We start from the raw sequence: 16325 nt of genomic DNA, 5'->3' as shown, positions 1-16325 counted from the left end.
CGCAAATCGATATAGTGACTAAACGCATATGCCCCCACAATGCGCCTCCCTTAACAAATGAGCGCACTGACCAATGAACTTATCTGACCAATTGATCAAGGAAGCTTTCGCCAATGAGTGGCACACATGCTTTTACCAGCCAAAAGTAAAAACTGACTCTAGCGACGGCTCTGACAATACAGATGTAATTGGAGTAGAAGCGCTTTTTCGATTGGATATCCCTGAACACGGTATCTTCGCACCAGGTACATTCATTGATCGCGCGTTTGCGCTTGGTTATGAAGAGACCATCTTCTTTAATGTGTTAGAGCAAGCGCTCACTGAGATACGTGCTGTTTCTCCGTCGTTAAACTTGGCAGTAAACATCAGTAAACAAGTGTTAGCAAACCCAGATAATGTGGCGAGAGTCAGAGAGATGCTTTGGAACAGCTCTTTTCCAGCTAAGCAGCTCACTTTTGAGTTGAGTGAGAATGATGAGCTTTGTTCTTCGTTGGCGTCTCAAATGGAGAGCTACAAAGCACTCGGCGTAAAGTTTAGTGTTGATGATTTTGGTGTCGGCTATTCAGACATCGACAAAATTCAAAAACTCAGTATTGATGAAGTGAAATTCGATCGCTCTTTGATTAACAAACCTGTCAGCGAAGCATCACAGCTGATCGAAACCGTTATTGAGTACTGCCGAAACAGAGGGATTTCGACAGTAGCTGAAGGTGTAGAAGACCACACGACTCGAAATCGAGTGCAGCAACTGGGTTTTGATAGTTACCAAGGCTTCTTATACAGCAAGCCTGTCGCCCTACCGGACTTAATGTTGCTCATGTAATTGGGTTCATTCTAATGAGAACAATGCTAGCAACTAAGCTAAAACAAACTCGACGCTTTTCTTTTTCTGCTTAAGGTCTTGATACCTTAAGTATTTGAAATAGATATCGTGTTTGTTTTGAATGGTCTGCGAAAACGGGTTACTCACTACTTTGGTGATCTCAGCCTTGAAGAACACCATACCCATTTTTGTGGTGTAAGGTTCAAAATAGAGGTCATAGAGAAACTGGCACATTGCCGGATCTATCGTTGGGAATCGAAACTCGGTACCTTTAAAACGATTAGCGAGATCATCGAAGATTTTGCGTCGGATAGTGACACTGACCGCAGCCAGACTACATAACATTTTAGAAGCACCATCATAGATAACGTGCCCAATGATGACACCGTTATATAGGAAACAGAGTGCTTTCATGTTGGCAAGTTCAATCCCAAGCTGACTCGAAACCTTGATAAAGTCTTGCCCATAAAGTTTTTGATGCATGTTCTTAATCGAGCTCAAACGCTCGTCAGACAACGCGCTGACGTCTGTCGATTCAACGCTAGTAATGTGATAGTCGTAGCCAATATCAATATTAAAGCGTGTGTCCATCAACTTAGAGGCACCTTTCACATGCACCATCTCATCTACCGAGAATTCATACTCTCGCTGAAAGAAGCTGGCGATGCCTAGGCGACGAACGAAGCTAGGGAGCGTTTTACCACGCTCCCACTGACTAACCATCACCTGGTTAATACCGGAAAATGCTCGATGAGAGGTCGATAAAATATCGGCCAGCTCTTCCTGAGATAAAGCTTTCTCTTCACGCAGGCACTTTAACTCTTGTGCAAAATTCGATTTATCCATAACTTACGTTGCCTTAGTTGTTATCTGTCGCTTAACACCCAAGGCTTATCTCGCTAGCTTTGGGTAATCGGCTCTCTTTCGACACTGTCTTCGGTATGCTCTGCCAACCAGTACAACCAAATCATCACCAAACATAGGATGAAGCAGAGCACAAATAGCCAGTAGGCGCTCAACATCTCTATCACCACACCACCAAGCAGTGGCGCAATAGCAAAGCCAAGAGAATAAAGTGCAGCCGCACCGAAGTAAGAACCCCTTAGATGTGGCGGTGCCATTCTATCGATTTGTACATTAAGGGTTGGGAAAGCAATCACTTCCCCTAAACTTAATATAAAACAAGCAATTCCCCAACCTAGTGGCCAATCATTTGGTGTAAAAAGAAAGCCAATTTGCGCAATCGCCATCAAAATCATGCCGATTCGAGTTCTCACAAACAGCGGCACATGCTCAAGCCATTTAAGCATTGGAAATTGGAAGACAATAATCGTCAGCGTATTCACCAACACTAACCCAGCAATGAGTTGCGCGGCATCAGTGATGGAAGAGCGCACGATGACTTGAGGAATTGACGACTCAACCTGCGCGTAGACAAACATCATGATGAAGTTGGCAACCATCAGTTTTACAAAAATATTGTCTTTGCGAATCACATTAAGCGTCGCGGCAAAATTAGGCAGTTGAGAGGGATCTGGCTTGGTAAAAGTCCCTTTGCGCTCAATTCCTAATAGCAGCCAGAAACCGTAAACGACATAAGTACCACCAGCAACAAAGAACAGGTTTTGTGGCTGGGCAAGCGCCAAAGTGATCCCAATCAGTGGACCAAGTGCGCCACCCAAATTAAGTAAGAAGTAACGAATGTTTAGCGCTAACTCACGATCTTTCAAATCGCTGAGGTTATCACCTATTACTGCTTTGGCTGGTGCTTCAATCATTGGACGCATCAAACCTGTCATCATGATCAGCACATAGAACTGCCATACTTCACTCGCTAGTGCGATACCGGTGTAGGATATCGAGGCAATCCAACTGCCTAGCACCATGACCCATTTACGCCCTAGCTTATCCGAAAGGTAGCCCGAGTAGAGACCAGTTCCAGCCCCAACGACGGCGGATACCGCTAGCATGGTGCCGACTTCAATCGCAGACGCACCGTAATCTTCATAGAGAAAGACGATCAGAAAAGGCCATGCCATAAAGTAGCTTGTTCGGGCGAGTAACGTTCCAGTCAGAACTGTCCATACTGAAAAGTTAAACCGTTTTATACGCTGCTTTTGAAATAAGCTCTCCGATCTATCCATAAATATCCTTTCCCTTAACCAACTGATTTAATTATGACTATTTAGCCAGTATATGTATTTGATTGAATAAATACATAGGCGGTAATTGTTTTTATAAAACACGGAATCTTCTGCTTAATCCGCCACCAAAACGTGATACAAGCCACACAAAACACTGCGCTTAATATTGAATGGAGTTTGACGTATGATGCTGATTGTCGATTTCCAGAAATATCAGCCCACTGGCCGAGTACCTAACGTTATGATCAACCCAAAACTGATAGCCCTACTTCCTGACCTTGCCTCCTTTATTTTGGTGGTTAATGAGGGCAGCTTTACCGCCGCAGCCAAACAACTTGGTGTGACGCCATCGGCGCTGAGCAAGCTAATTACCCGTTTGGAAAAAGCCCTGTCAGTAAAGCTGTTTGAACGCACTACTCGTAGTCTTATCATTACACAGGCAGGTCAACTGGTGTACGACCAGAGCGTAGTCATGATTAACGCGGCACAACAAGCGATTGAGCTCTCCACCTCTGATCACACTGAGCCCTCTGGTTCTCTGATCGTGGCAGCGCCCGAGGCTTTCTTAAACTCTGTGTTGCAACCCTTTGTTGTCCCTTTCCTTAATCAATACCCAGAGATTCAACTAAAGCTGCGCGCTGCCGATGGGGACATCGACATTCTGCGTCAGGGAATCGATATCGCGTTTCGTCTCACAGATAAACCCGATGAGAGCTTGGTGCTTAAGGAGTTAGGCAAAACCAATCTCGTATTGTGCGCAAGTCCAGATTACCTTGCGAATAAGGGAACGCCGTCACATCCGACAGATCTTAGCCAACATGACTGTCTGTACCTTGCGGAGACCGACAAAGACCATATTTGGGATTTCCTTAAAGATGATGAGTTCCACACGGTATCAGTCAGTGGACGCTACGCAGTTAACCACTCGCAAATGCGTTTAAAAGGGGTACAAGAAGGATTGGGAATCGGTATCTTCCACGACTTCGTGATTCAGGATGCGCTCGCTGAAGGAAGCGTCGTTCAAGTCCTCAATGACTGGACAATCAAAAGTAACTACCACGGCGCTATCGCAATGCAGTTTGCTCAAACGAAATATATGCCGGCGCGTCTGCGCGTTTTCATTGATTACGCCATGGAACACTTAAGCGACAAACTGGCAGGAGAAACAAAACAGTGCTGAAAGGAATCCATCACGCGGCGATTATCTGCTCTGATTATCAAGTCTCAAAGCGCTTCTATGCCGAGATTCTAAAACTGGAAATTGTTGCCGAGAACTATCGAGAGGCACGCCAATCTTACAAGCTCGACTTAGCATTGCCGAGTGGTGCTCAAATTGAACTGTTCAGCTTCCCAAATGCTCCCGAAAGGCCGAGTTTTCCAGAAGCTCAAGGGTTAAGACATTTAGCTTTCTGTGTCGATGACGTTCAACAAATGAAAAGCTACCTAGAAAGTAAAGGCGTGGAAGTCGAACCCATTCGAGTGGATGAGTTCACAGGTCGAGAGTTTACCTTTTTCGCAGACCCTGACGGATTGCCTCTGGAGCTTTATCAGGCGTGAAGAGCTTTTTCACGTGTAGAGAACGTTTGTCAGGTTTGTAGAACTGACTAAGCAGACAATAGCCGTTTGAAATGATATACCGCCCCTCAATGAGTAATACGCATCGAGGGGCAGCGTTCTATCTAGCTCAGAGCCATCTTCAATCTTTCAACACGTGAGAACAGCAGCCAGTCAAGTAACATCGCGATGACTATCGTTGCTCCTGCTAGCGGGAACAGTACAGAGATAAGAACCACAGTCACCAAGCCCGCTTTCCAAATACCTGCGTCTTCAAACTTAGGCGGCACTCCCAACTTTCCTTTACCCGCAGGACGGCGCACCCACCACATAACCACACCAGTGATTGACACTGCAATGAAGGCTAAGCAGAACAGAACGTTTAGGATTTTGTTCACGACGCTTATGTCCCCTTGGTGAAGAGAGATACCAACAGCGAGCGTCTTTGCCATCACGTTATAATCGTTCCACGTCACCTCTCCGAGAATACGGCCTGAGTACTGGTCTAGATGAGTTGTTCGGTCTTTTCTCGGGTCGACAATATCGCCCCCCATGGTATTAGCGGTGATGGTGTACACCCCTGTTTCAGAGCGCGGGAAGTTGACGCGATAATAGGTAAAGCCCAATCTAGAGGCAGTTTGCATGACCTCCTCAAGCGAAATGCTCTCTGTAGAGACATCATGCTGACTATGCTCGTCTGTCATTGCGGAGTGATCGTGCGATTCGGGCAGTGGTGTTTGCTCCAAATTCCAAGGTAATTCTTCTTCAGAACCATGGTTCAGAGAAGCATGCGTTTTATCCGACAGTGGTACATCATCCCACATTTGCGCAGGAAAACTGCTCCAAGCCTGAATCATTTTTCCACCCCAGAACCCAGCCCAAGCAAGACCGGAGAGAAGGAACAGCAGCAGAACTAGAGACAGAGTACCACCAAGATTCGCGTGTAAATCGCGCATCAGAATACGAGTTCCAGATGAGAAACGAATCTTTAAAAATCCAGCTTTAGTAGCATTGTCACGCGGTAGCCATAAATAAATACCCGAGACCAAAAGAAGGATAGATAGACTCGTTGCCACCTCGATCAAATAGTCGCCCCAATCCCCTACTAGCAAGGTGCCATGTATTTCATTTGCGAGCTGATACCAACTCTCGCTGCGTGGGATCTCACCAATGACATCCCCAGAGTATGGATCGACAGTGGCGAAAACCGAGCGGCCGTCTGACAAGTTAACCGAGAAACGACTTGGTAAGCTTTCAGACTTTGCGGTAATGAACTGAGAGACAGCTCCATCAGGGTACTGCGCTTTGACCGCATTTAACTGGTCGCTAATCGGTACCATCGTATCAGTGGCACTGCTTTGAACGATAAGTGCTTCTGGATAGAGTGCACTTTCAAGCTCGTCATCAAGTAGCATCACCAGTCCGGTTACGCTCAGCATCAACATAAATGGGATAACGAACAGGCCTGCGTAGAAGTGCCATCGCCAAGTGAGAAAATAGAGGGTTTTACTTCGAGCCGGAGTGGCAGGTTGAGATTCAATTCTCGACATTGAAATTTCCTTTTGCACGCACCAAAACACCTTCTGAGGTCATCAGAAAGTGAGGAAAGGTGTGAGCAGATTGACTTTACTGTGTTGTTTTATTTGTTGTTATTTAGGTTAGGAAATAGCGAGAGGTGGGCCTCTAGGGGAGTGCCTCTTAAAAGCCTCGCTTAGAGCCAAAAAAGCGTAGCTGTCTGAGACAATCAAACTCAGTCGAGTTGTCAGTAGTGCAGTTGGAATTTCATCATGATGGAAGCTAGAAAAGTGGCTAAAAGGACAGGGCTTACCATTGTGTGTTTGCGGCTCACCTTCTTCAACTTGTACTAGCTCAAACCCATTAACCGTACATAACGTCGCCCACACGCCCGCGCTGTTACCATGAGCATTGATAACAGGCATCAGTGTAATGAGCGTCCAGCTTAAAGCGGTAGCCCATAACATGGAATAATTGAACGATGTTTGACGCATCTAGTACGAATCTATAAATAGGGTTTGTAAATTTCTAACATTATGAATCAGTTAAATAGGCGTTTAAACGGATTAATTAACATTATGTTAAAAACCTAAGCTGACGCACATTATTGATATCATTCACATAGTCAGTTAGCTCGAAATAAAAACGCCACACCAACAAAAGCCGGTGTGGCGTTTAGAATTCTGTATGACCCAAGATATGCTCTCAGAGTGGAGCATCAAAAGGTTAGCCGAATAGCTTGCTCCAGATGCTTGGGTTACGCTTCTCGTGGTATTGCTCACGTAGGCCATCAATTGTGCGTAGCTCTTGCTTCGCTTCTTCGAACTGGCCTTGTTCTAGCTTCTGCTCAATCGAGTCAATTGATGCTTGGATCTTAGAGAAACCTTCCATAAAGTTTTGCTCTTTCTCCGCAGGGTAAGAACCCGTTTTCAACTCAGCAACCAAAGTATCTAGACGTACCATTGGTTTTTGCATCTCTTCGATGCTTTGAGCTTCTGCAGCTTGTTTGAATGCAAGCTTCATCTCTTGCATGTTTTTCTTGAGGTCTACGCTTGCAAACGCTGATGCCGACATCACCGAGGCCGCAATCAGGCCAGATAAAAGAATTGAGCGAGTTTTCATTGTTTCTCCAGTTGAAGATACACCTTTTTGTTTACGGTGCTTATGACTTTATTTGTGAGCGCTAGTTTATACAAAAATGCCGCACACACAAAAAATGATTGTGACGAAATGCAAACCCGCCGACATTCTCTTAAACAAGATCTGAATATTCTGGGATCTCATTGCGACCACGCAGTGCTAAAAAGCGCAGAAACTGGCTAGGCGAATGAGTAATCACTTGCTCTGGCGGCATACCCACTTCATCAAGCAGTTGAGAAACGAGGTCTAGGCCCCCGACATCCGCGCAAAAGTGCGCATCACTACCTGTTGTGATGTATGCTCCTTTTGCCTTGGCAATTTTGGCGATTTTATAACATCGCTCAACACTGCCTATACGGCTATTACCTTTAAGCGTGGTGTTATTGATCTCGATAGCAACATTGTGCTCAACCGCACAATCAATTACGGCCTCAAAATCGAAGTCAAAGTTCGGGTTGCCTAAGTGCCCAAGCGCATCAATACGGTCAGCCTTAATCACGTTGATCAGCGCCAGAGTATGAGCCGCTTTATCTGCAGGGCGGAAAACAGGTTCATGAAAGCTTGCAATAGCCCAATCGAGGTTCTTATCTACACTTGGATGTACGTCAATCTCACCGTCCGTATTCATGATATTCGATTCAACGCCGCGGATAATGGCGACACCCTCAATAAAGCGAGGAAGAATACGCTGGTTGCTGAAAAACCAGTAGTGAGGCGCGCCCGGCATAGATTCTGAGTGATCCGTCGTACAAAACATCGCAAGACCTCGCTCACTGGCTGCTTTGGCATTCTCAATTAAAGTGCTGTATGCGTGGCCACTGGCGTAGGTATGGGTGTGGGTATCAACTTGTAATTTCATCTTTGCGCTTCACTCCGAACTCTTATCTTGATGCTGTAATCAGTCTATCAGCTCAAAGTGACAATTAGCATACCGATGATGCTTTAGTTAAGTCATTTTTTTGCAACCTTTTCAGCTTCTACAATACTTAAACCAGTCAATCGATTGGTAATTGCGAATGAGAAAAAAACGTTACCCCTTAAGCATTCACATCACGACGCTGTTTTTGGTCATGACCAGCATTGTCGGAACAGTATTAATCACAATGAGTTACAAGCACTCTCAGCAACTGCTTCTTGGAACCATTGAAGAGGTCAGCCAAGAACACAGCAACAAGCTTGAGTTAGTGTTTAAACAATCGGTCGCTCCCGTGGTCACAGCGCTCAACGTATTGGCGGTCAGCCCATTTATCACCCACGACACGACTCAAAATGAGTACCATGCTTGGCTCTCATCTCTGGACCTTATCTTTCAGCAGAGCCCAAGCTTAGTTGCTCTGTTTTACGGCTCAGAAAATGGTGACTTCAAACTGTTCCGCCCGATAAAAACCAACAAACAACGTCAAGAGCATAGTGCGCCTTCCAAAGCGACCATGATGGTGACCGAAACCGCCACCAATGGACTCACTCGAATCACTTTTCTAGACGGCGCACACCAAGTCATTAGCCAACAAGAGACAGGACAAGACCTCTTCGACCCAAGAACCAGACCTTGGTTTATCAATGCAAAGCGAGACGGTTCTATCCAGCTATCTGAACCATATCAGTTCTTCTTCCTCAAGACGCCGGGGATAACTCTCTCTAGACGATCCAGTGACCAGCAGTATGTGATTGGTGCGGATTTTACCCTCAATTCCCTATCCGCTCAGATTGGCGATCTCGCCTTCTCGGAGCAAAGCCGCTTGGCGCTGTTTGACCGTCATCTGAACTTACTCGGGCATCACCAACTCGATCTCGATGCTGTTGCGCCAATCACCAGTCCAATGCGATTTAATTCTCGCGAAGCCAATAATGTGCTTAAAGAGACAGTGCTTGCTCCACTTTTAAGCGATAACAGGGCTACCAAACAGAGCATTCAGAGTGTTGAATACAACCTCAATGCCTGGGCACTAACCTTAACGCCTGTAGAGCTCACCGCCAATGTGACTCTGTTTCTCGCTGAAGCGACACCTCATACTGACTTGCTTGCCGACTTAATATCGATGAGGGATAGGCAGGTCACCGTTGCCATTATTCTTCTGTTCATCTGTTTTGGGTTGGTATGGGTTGTCGCCAATCGTCTCTCTATGCCAATCAAAAAACTGATGGAGCTGACGCATAACATCGCGCGCTTCGATTTTAAGCGTACCCACTATCCTAAGAGCATGATCAACGAAGTCGCGAATTTAGCCCACTCCATCGAGCTCATGGAACATACGCTCCATGATTTAATCGCCCTATTGCGTGATACTGCAGGTAATCAAGACTTCTCTGTTTTGGCTAAGACCATTGCCCACCAGAGCTACCTGATCACTAAAGCCGAAACCATCTTGCTGTACGCCTACGATAATAAAAATAAACAGTTTGAGATTGCAGCCAATCACGCCATCATCCCATTCAAGGCTGACCTCAACGAGTTTGTTAAGGATACGCCTTGGCTACTCGCGAAACTCAAAATGGGTGAAGTGGTCCATCTCGATAGAAGCGAAAATGCACTTAACCAGTATCACGCGACCATTTTCAACTCAGATCTGTACTTTTTCCCGCTTCTCAACCGAGAGAAACAACTCGTCGGCATTGTGATCATCGGTTACGAACGTGCGATATCAAAAATGCAGTCAGATAAACACGCCTTTCTTCGCGAACTGTTGAGCTTTGCTGAAATTGCTAAAGACAACATTGACCAAATGCAACAGCAAAAAGAGATGCTCAATGCCTTCATCGAGTTGATTGCTTCGGCTATCGATACCAAGTCGCCATACACAGGTGGGCATTGTCAGCGCGTTCCTGAGCTCACCCAATGGCTAACCGAAGCAGCGATTAAAGATGACCGTTACTACCCGCTGTTTGCACTAGACAAAAAACAGTGGGAAGCACTGAGCTTAGCTTCGTGGTTGCATGATTGCGGTAAGGTAACAACGCCAGAATACGTGGTCGACAAGGCCACCAAACTCGAAACACTTTATGACCGAATACACGAAATCAGAATGCGTTTTGAGCTTCTTAAACAGCAAGCAGAAACCGACTACTGGAAAGCCGTCGCCAATGGTTCACTTCCAGAAAAAGAGCTAGAGAAACTGAAAAGTAAACATCAACAACTCGATGAAGATTTCGCGTTTGTCGCTCAATGCAACATCGGTTCCGAGAGAATGGAGGAAGAGAATCAAGCTCGACTCGATGAAATCGCTAAGCACAAATGGAAACGCACACTCAGTGATCAAGTCGGCATAGCTTGGACAGAAAAGATTCGTTATGAGCAAGAGCCCGAATTACCTGTAATGGAACCACTGCTCGCAAACAAACCCCAGCACTGTGTGCCGTGGGAGAAAGGTCTAAGCCCACAAGACCTATGGCAAGAAGACTATGTACTCAAACCTGGAGAGTTAAAATACAACCGTGGAGAGCTTTATAACCTTAAAGTGCGCAGTGGCACCTTAACCCCAGAAGAGCGCTTTATGATTAACGATCATATTATCCAAACGTCGGTGATGCTCAATAAGCTCCCCTACCCTGAGCACCTTAAAGAGATTCCAAAGATCGCCAGTTATCATCATGAACGAATCGATGGCAAAGGCTACCCATTTGGATTGGACGATGACGAACTCTCTATCCAAGCCAAAGTGGTCGCAATTGCCGATGTGTTCGAGGCATTGACCTCAAGCGATCGCCCTTATAAACATGGCAAAACCCTCGAAGAGTCTTTAAAAATCATGACTCGTATGGCAACCACTGGGCACATTGACCCTAAGCTCTATTTGCTGTTCTTGGAGAAAGACATCTACAAGCGTTATGCCGATGCCTTTCTTGAGCCAGAGCAACACAGTGACGTTGATACTCCACAACACATAGAGAAAGTTAGGGCCTACATTCGTTCACTGTTTTAGGACGTTCGGTGCCTAACTTGAGGGCAAGCTTGTTTTTTCGATGAGACAAGAAGGTATTGACCATGCTGGCAAAAATAATCAGCCCGATACCAAATAGCTTTTGATTTGAAAATGTGTCGTCGAACAGTAGAGCTTGCCAAATCGCACTGAACAAAAGTGTAGTGAAAATCAGCGGAGCCAGTTGAGAACCACTGCTCACTAGGCGATAGGCTTTGGCGCGGCATATTTGCGTATTAATGGTAAACACCGCAATCATTGCCAACACAAACCCTACCCAATAATAATTCGATAGCGTAAACCCTTCTCCCACATTGGTAATGAGTGCCTGATCGAGCGACACAATACCCACCAAGCTATAAATCATGATTGGTGACGCTAGTAGAGCGGCGATCAAGAAGGTCCAAGCGTTCATCTCTGCTGGCGACAATTCCCCCTTTGATGCTCGATACAAACTCACTTGTGAGCCTGAATTAAAGAATCCAGCCATTAAGCCAATTAAGATCGCCGGTTTAAAGTCGAATTCAGAAAGATTGTCTGCCATTAGCACGACACCGGTAAACGTCATCCCTAAGCAAACCAAAATCCTTGGGTTAAACTTAACGCCAAATATTAATTTTTCTAACACTGGGATAAACAATGGGCCTGTACTAAACAAAACGATACTTTCAACTAAGGTTAAGCTCTGTAGCGATGATAGAAAACAGAGCTGACAAGCTGTCATGCATAAAGCTCGCGATACAATCGGTTTGAGTAGTTCACGACTAGGTTTACGCAATCGAACGAAAACTAAAATCGACAGTAAAATCAGTCCAGGAAAGAAGAATCTAGAAAAAACGAGCAAAGTTACTGGCATGATTTCAGCGAGGTATTTCGCTGCAAGCCCGCCGACTGACAGGCTAAATGTAGACACCACCATAAACAGGGTGGCCTTGGTAATATCAGACATAATTATCACCTCCTATGTGCTTTATTCTAGAAGGCTGACACGACAAAAAATAGCGAGTAATATTAACCAGAACTGTAAGGAAAACTTACTTATGAAGAAACTCGTTCCATTAAAGTCAATCTACGCTTTTGTCGCTGTTGCTGAGACAGGGAGCATGACCGAAGCCGCTAAGGCGCTGTTTGTTAGCCACTCTGCAGTGAGCCAGGCGATCAAATCTTTAGAGCAGCAAGTCAATAAACCCCTGTTCCAGCGTGTCGGGCGACGTGTCGTTCTTAATGCTGATGGTAAGCGCTACTATCGAAAAGTCGCACCTGCTCTCGAGCAGATTGTCGATGCAACAGATCAATTAGCCAATACACCGAAGGAGAACCGATTAACCGTCAATATGGTCAACTCGCTAGCGCTACACTGGTGGATACCTCGAGTTCCTATGCTGCAACAAGACTCACCAAGCCTAGATATTCGACTCTCTAACCGCATCGGTTACTTCGACCTCGATCAAGAGGGTGTCGATATTGCGTTAGTACATGGAAAACCGCGAGAGTGGCAAGATTACTACTGTGAAAAACTTGGTGACGATGAGCTAGTGCTAGTCGCAAGTCCCAATTTAGTCAAAGAGCAAGATTCGCAATCAATGGAAGAGCTGATCAAGACCTACCCCGTTATCGGTGTTTTTAACCCACGTAGGGAACACGACTGGCAGGTGTGGTGTGATGCACACCAATTACCTATGCCCTTCTTCAGCACCAACCTCTCCTTTGATGTCTCCATTCAGGCGGTACAAGCAGCGACACGCTCTCTTGGCATACTTGTCACTCATCGACTGTTTGTTCGTGACGACATAAAACACGGAGCTTTGATTGAGATTAGCGAGCCTGTTTCAAACCCGCATCAAGACTATTACTTTGTCTGTTCAGATAACAAACTCAAAAATGAAAGTGTGCTAAAACTAAGAGCATGGTTACGGGCACAATTTACCTCGAACCACACAGACTAAACCAATAAGGGAACTGCATTATGATCGTGACAACAACCCCGTCGATTGAAGGAAAACGCATCGTCGCTTACAAGGGTGTGATTGCCGGAGAAGCCATCCTCGGCGTAAACGTGTTTAAAGATATGTTTTCTGGCATTCGAGACTTCGTTGGTGGCCGTTCTGGCACTTATGAAAAAGAGCTCGAAAAAGCACGTTCTTATGCGTTTCAAGAACTAGAACTAAAAGCTCAAGAGTTGGGTGCGAACGCAGTTGTTGGTGTCGACATTGATTACGAAGTACTAGGTCAAGGCAACGGCATGCTGATGGTTTCAGCCAGTGGCACAGCGGTGGTCGTCGATTAATACAACAAAGCCCTTTGGTAGTATCACCAAGGGGCTTTGCTCTTGTCTACTTATGGTTCTGGGGCTCTAAAGGTTAGCTAGCTTGGTCTTGATGACCTTGTACCAATTTGTCGAACTCAGAAATACGTGCATAAAAGGCACCCTTCTCTTCTTTAGAGATCGAGCTTGCCATCGGTAAGTTTGCTTTCATTGGATCAACCGCGCGATCACGAACCAACACTTCAAAGTGCAAATGTGGGCCTGTAATGCGACCCGTTGCTCCGGCAAGGGCGATCTTCTGACCTCGTTTCACTTGCTGGCCTTTCTTCACCAAGAATCTGTGTAAGTGCAAGTAGCGAGTTTTGTAAACGCTGTTGTGTTCAATGACTAAGTACTTACCCGCATATGGGTGGTTTCTCACTGCGACAACTCTACCATCGCCCGTTGAATAGATAGGCGCTCCAACCGGAGTCGCAAAGTCTGTTCCGTTATGCGGAGTAATACGCCCTGTCACTGGGTGTTTTCGTCTAGGGTTAAATGCTGAAGTGATTCTGCGATACTGACGATCCACAGGATAGCGATCGAACGCTTGTTCCAAGCTGTTGCCTTCTCGATCGTAAAAACGACCATCATCAGCAAGAAACGCGGCAACTTCTCGACCGCGAAGCTGAATAGAAACCCCTTGGACTTCTGTTTTTCCCGTTAAGTGGTCATCCGCATACTGCTCGCTGACTAACACACTAAAACGATCACCAGCTCGTAAATCACGGGCGAAATTGATCTTATCTCTTAACGTTCGAGTGATATTGGCGATTTGGCGGCTCGACAAGCCAATTTTATGCGCAGATAGCGAGAAGCTGCCATTAACTTCACCGGCGTACATCTTCTCTTTCCATTCACCCGGCATTTCGATGAACTGATAGTCAAAGCTGCCATCGTCATTAAGTGAATAGACTGAACGCTCAATCAAGCTTTCATGATACGTGAGCTCGACAAGACGGCGGGTATCCTTGTCGACAAGCAGCTCTAAGTGCTCCCCAGGCTTGATGGTATCTAACTTGAGCGATTCCAGATCAGCTTCTAAGATCTTGTGCGCGGTTTCGTATGGCAGTTGCCACGAAGCAAACACATTACTCAAAGTATCCCCGACTTTAACGAAGTAATGCACTCTCACAAGGTTACTATTCGACTCCGAAGCTTCGACAGGCTGAGGGGGAATAACCTCACTCTCTACCAACTCTTGATAAGGTGTGACTTTGATTTCGATTTCTTGAGGCGGCTCAGGCTCAATAGAAAGGACGGCAGCTAGCGAAAAGGCAACAATAGCGATAGTCACTAGTCCTAGGCGAATAAACTTCATAGGTCGAATAGAGTTTGCAGAGGTAAAAAAACCCAATTGTTATAACATAACAATTGGAGTTGATAAACCGGTGTTTGTAACAATCTATTGAGCTATTCCTCAGCTCTATCTGTTACTGGTTGGGCTATCTTGCAGACCTATTGCTCCTCACGTAGCGCTTCAAAACCTTCTAAACCTCTTAACATTTCAAAGTCGGTTTCATCAGAGATAAGATCTCGCATTGAGGCACTCGCTTCTATTGAGCGTTTAAGATCTTCAATCGCTTGAGATTCAGAGCCTAAACGCGCGTAGGCACAAGCACGTTGGTAAAGGGCGTGCGCATTTTGGTCATCCACTTCTAATACACGGTTACATAGGCTCATTGCCCAGTGGAACTCTTGCATCTCCATGGCTGCATCCGCTTTGTAAGTCAGTGCTTCCAAGTCACCCGGACGAATCTTAAGGATCTCGTCATAGATCTCTAACTTCTGCTCTGGAGTCTGTTGATTTTGAGCTCTCAGCCAAAGGTTATGTACTTCGTTGATGATCTCAATCTCGCGATTGTTTTCCGAGATGATGCGAGTTTTACGTTTTAGATCCCGCTCTAAGGCAACAAACTTCTTCTCGTATTCTTGAGCGATCTTATTCAACCGTTGGTCAGCCATCTCTTTGGTATTGTGTTTAATTTCTTTAAGCGATTGCCATCCTATCAACGCGATCAAAGAAGCCACACCCGCGATAATGTAGAAGAAGTACGTGACCGTAACATTCGCATAGTTCAGCGATTTATCCGCGACTTCTAGCTCACGGTCGGTGATTTGGATAGTCATCCTGCGCTCAAGGTCTTGTTGTTCAATTCGCAGAGACTTAAGTTCATCCAAGATGTAACGTTCCATCAATGGTCTATCAAGGTACTCCTTCTCAGAATATCGAGTCTCTTCAGACGCAACACTCATCATAGGTAACACTGCCATTATTACTAACCAAACCACTCTTAGCATCGTATATTCCTTATACATCTTGATATTAGGTCACTCTATATTGAAATTGTGCAATTCGCTAGTCGAGAAACCAAGTCAAAGTAATTTTGAAGTGTGTCTTAAAGTAGTCACAAAAATAACCCTCTCCAGAAACAAAAAAACCACGGCGATCACCGTGGTTTTCTTTAATTTGAATTAGCTTAAAGGGACTTTAAAGCTAAATTAAGAAAGCTTTTGCAACCAAGCTTCACACTTAGCCGTGAACTCAGATAAATAAAGCTCTGGATTACCTAGCTTTTCCCCGCCTTTTACATCCGCGCCAGTAGCACGCCAATAGTTACGAGAGATGAGATTACGATTGAAAACAAAATCGCTCACCTCTGCCTTAGTTAGCGGAATTTTGCTACCAAATACTTGGTAGTAAAGGTCTAGAACCAATGACAGATCGTTGCTGTTGCCTTTCAGAAAGGTATCGGCATTCAGTTCTATCGCTTGGCGCTCATGTACATTGCTGTCAGTGGTAACCAGTCGGGCAATGACCGTATAAAGTGAGAACTCAACCTTTTGCGCTGCAAGCAGTGCTGCGCCCAATAACGCATGTTCGTTAGACAGTTTTTCTGTTGATGAAGCAGTAGCTGTTGTCACTG

At 45.5% G+C, this 16325-nt stretch carries 16 protein-coding genes; 6 read left to right on the top strand and 10 right to left on the bottom strand.

All coding sequences use genetic code 11. The features are described 5' to 3' along the window. Positions 1–73 precede the first annotated feature (73 nt). Positions 74–823: an EAL domain-containing protein gene (locus tag KI743_RS06410; protein WP_150868700.1), complete on the top strand. Its 750-nt coding sequence runs from the start codon at positions 74–76 to the stop codon at positions 821–823. 33 nt (positions 824–856) lie between these two features. Here KI743_RS06410 and KI743_RS06405 read toward each other — a convergent pair whose 3' ends face one another. Together KI743_RS06405 and KI743_RS06400 are read right to left on the bottom strand one after the other, a co-directional pair. Next, positions 857–1669: a helix-turn-helix transcriptional regulator gene (locus KI743_RS06405; RefSeq protein WP_239840267.1), complete on the bottom strand. Its 813-nt coding sequence runs from the start codon at positions 1667–1669 to the stop codon at positions 857–859. 53 nt (positions 1670–1722) lie between these two features. Next, the gene (locus KI743_RS06400; protein WP_032550343.1) at positions 1723–2967 is read right to left on the bottom strand and encodes an MFS transporter; all 1245 of its coding nucleotides are present in this window, start codon (positions 2965–2967) and stop codon (positions 1723–1725) included. Positions 2968–3208: 241 nt separating this feature from the next. Between KI743_RS06400 and KI743_RS06395 the strand changes: the two genes are divergently transcribed. Next, entirely contained in the window at positions 3209–4147 is a 939-nt protein-coding gene (locus KI743_RS06395; RefSeq protein ID WP_285465682.1) for a LysR family transcriptional regulator, read from the top strand. Further along, positions 4141–4524 (top strand): VOC family protein, encoded by a 384-nt coding sequence (locus KI743_RS06390; RefSeq protein ID WP_285465626.1) that lies wholly within the window; start codon positions 4141–4143, stop codon positions 4522–4524. Before KI743_RS06395 ends, KI743_RS06390 begins: the two co-directional genes overlap by 7 nt. A 122-nt stretch (positions 4525–4646) precedes the next feature. Here the strand turns inward: KI743_RS06390 and KI743_RS06385 are convergent, their stop codons facing one another. The 4 genes from KI743_RS06385 to KI743_RS06370 all read right to left on the bottom strand — a co-directional run bounded on the left by KI743_RS06385 (position 4647) and on the right by KI743_RS06370 (position 8035). Continuing rightward, complete coding sequence (locus KI743_RS06385; RefSeq protein ID WP_285465625.1) at positions 4647–6071, bottom strand: PepSY domain-containing protein; 1425 nt, start codon at positions 6069–6071, stop codon at positions 4647–4649. Positions 6072–6179: 108 nt separating this feature from the next. After that, positions 6180–6530 (bottom strand): hypothetical protein, encoded by a 351-nt coding sequence (locus tag KI743_RS06380; RefSeq protein WP_152470361.1) that lies wholly within the window; start codon positions 6528–6530, stop codon positions 6180–6182. A gap of 232 nt (positions 6531–6762) precedes the next feature. Next, positions 6763–7158 carry a cytochrome b562 gene (locus KI743_RS06375; protein WP_032550337.1) on the bottom strand — a complete coding sequence of 132 codons (396 nt, stop codon included), beginning with the start codon at positions 7156–7158 and terminating at the stop codon, positions 6763–6765. A gap of 130 nt (positions 7159–7288) precedes the next feature. Beyond that, the gene (locus KI743_RS06370) at positions 7289–8035 is read right to left on the bottom strand and encodes a phosphatase (protein ID WP_285465624.1); all 747 of its coding nucleotides are present in this window, start codon (positions 8033–8035) and stop codon (positions 7289–7291) included. Positions 8036–8192: 157 nt separating this feature from the next. Between KI743_RS06370 and KI743_RS06365 the strand changes: the two genes are divergently transcribed. After that, a complete protein-coding gene (locus KI743_RS06365) occupies positions 8193–11096 on the top strand; it encodes an HD domain-containing phosphohydrolase (protein ID WP_285465623.1) in 2904 nt (967 codons plus the stop codon). Here the strand turns inward: KI743_RS06365 and KI743_RS06360 are convergent. After that, a complete protein-coding gene (locus KI743_RS06360; protein ID WP_285465622.1) occupies positions 11068–12042 on the bottom strand; it encodes a DMT family transporter in 975 nt (324 codons plus the stop codon). The genes KI743_RS06365 and KI743_RS06360 overlap by 29 nt on opposite strands. Positions 12043–12133: 91 nt before the next feature. Between KI743_RS06360 and KI743_RS06355 the strand changes: the two genes are divergently transcribed. Both KI743_RS06355 and KI743_RS06350 read left to right on the top strand, forming a co-directional pair. After that, positions 12134–13039, top strand: a complete 906-nt coding sequence (locus tag KI743_RS06355) for a LysR substrate-binding domain-containing protein (protein WP_285465621.1) — start codon at positions 12134–12136, stop codon at positions 13037–13039. Between the two features lie 20 nt (positions 13040–13059). Then, complete coding sequence (locus KI743_RS06350; RefSeq protein ID WP_032550331.1) at positions 13060–13380, top strand: heavy metal-binding domain-containing protein; 321 nt, start codon at positions 13060–13062, stop codon at positions 13378–13380. A gap of 73 nt (positions 13381–13453) precedes the next feature. Here the strand turns inward: KI743_RS06350 and KI743_RS06345 are convergent, their stop codons facing one another. The 3 genes from KI743_RS06345 to KI743_RS06335 all read right to left on the bottom strand — a co-directional run bounded on the left by KI743_RS06345 (position 13454) and on the right by KI743_RS06335 (position 16323). Next, on the bottom strand, positions 13454–14719 hold the full coding sequence (locus tag KI743_RS06345; protein ID WP_285465620.1) for a peptidoglycan DD-metalloendopeptidase family protein: 1266 nt from the start codon (positions 14717–14719) through the stop codon (positions 13454–13456). 137 nt (positions 14720–14856) lie between these two features. Then, on the bottom strand, positions 14857–15672 hold the full coding sequence (locus KI743_RS06340; protein WP_373417815.1) for a tetratricopeptide repeat protein: 816 nt from the start codon (positions 15670–15672) through the stop codon (positions 14857–14859). Between the two features lie 228 nt (positions 15673–15900). Further along, positions 15901–16323: a hypothetical protein gene (locus KI743_RS06335; protein ID WP_285465619.1), complete on the bottom strand. Its 423-nt coding sequence runs from the start codon at positions 16321–16323 to the stop codon at positions 15901–15903. Between the last annotated feature and the right edge of the window lie 2 nt (positions 16324–16325).

The sequence above is a fragment of the Vibrio sp. D420a genome (assembly GCF_030248625.1).
GTDB lineage: Bacteria > Pseudomonadota > Gammaproteobacteria > Enterobacterales > Vibrionaceae > Vibrio > Vibrio fortis_A.
Note: the sequence above shows the minus strand (reverse complement) of the source record. Positions and strands in the feature narration are given on the sequence as shown.

Coding starts and splice junctions, on each gene's coding strand:
- KI743_RS06410 (WP_150868700.1), top strand. CDS start 74: ATGAACTTATCTGACCAATTGATCAAGGAAGCTTTCGCCAATGAGTGG.
- KI743_RS06405 (WP_239840267.1), bottom strand. CDS start 1,669: ATGGATAAATCGAATTTTGCACAAGAGTTAAAGTGCCTGCGTGAAGAG.
- KI743_RS06400 (WP_032550343.1), bottom strand. CDS start 2,967: ATGGATAGATCGGAGAGCTTATTTCAAAAGCAGCGTATAAAACGGTTT.
- KI743_RS06395 (WP_285465682.1), top strand. CDS start 3,209: ATGATCAACCCAAAACTGATAGCCCTACTTCCTGACCTTGCCTCCTTT.
- KI743_RS06385 (WP_285465625.1), bottom strand. CDS start 6,071: ATGTCGAGAATTGAATCTCAACCTGCCACTCCGGCTCGAAGTAAAACC.
- KI743_RS06380 (WP_152470361.1), bottom strand. CDS start 6,530: ATGCGTCAAACATCGTTCAATTATTCCATGTTATGGGCTACCGCTTTA.
- KI743_RS06375 (WP_032550337.1), bottom strand. CDS start 7,158: ATGAAAACTCGCTCAATTCTTTTATCTGGCCTGATTGCGGCCTCGGTG.
- KI743_RS06370 (WP_285465624.1), bottom strand. CDS start 8,035: ATGAAATTACAAGTTGATACCCACACCCATACCTACGCCAGTGGCCAC.
- KI743_RS06365 (WP_285465623.1), top strand. CDS start 8,193: ATGAGAAAAAAACGTTACCCCTTAAGCATTCACATCACGACGCTGTTT.
- KI743_RS06360 (WP_285465622.1), bottom strand. CDS start 12,042: ATGTCTGATATTACCAAGGCCACCCTGTTTATGGTGGTGTCTACATTT.
- KI743_RS06355 (WP_285465621.1), top strand. CDS start 12,134: ATGAAGAAACTCGTTCCATTAAAGTCAATCTACGCTTTTGTCGCTGTT.
- KI743_RS06350 (WP_032550331.1), top strand. CDS start 13,060: ATGATCGTGACAACAACCCCGTCGATTGAAGGAAAACGCATCGTCGCT.
- KI743_RS06345 (WP_285465620.1), bottom strand. CDS start 14,719: ATGAAGTTTATTCGCCTAGGACTAGTGACTATCGCTATTGTTGCCTTT.
- KI743_RS06340 (WP_373417815.1), bottom strand. CDS start 15,672: ATGGCAGTGTTACCTATGATGAGTGTTGCGTCTGAAGAGACTCGATAT.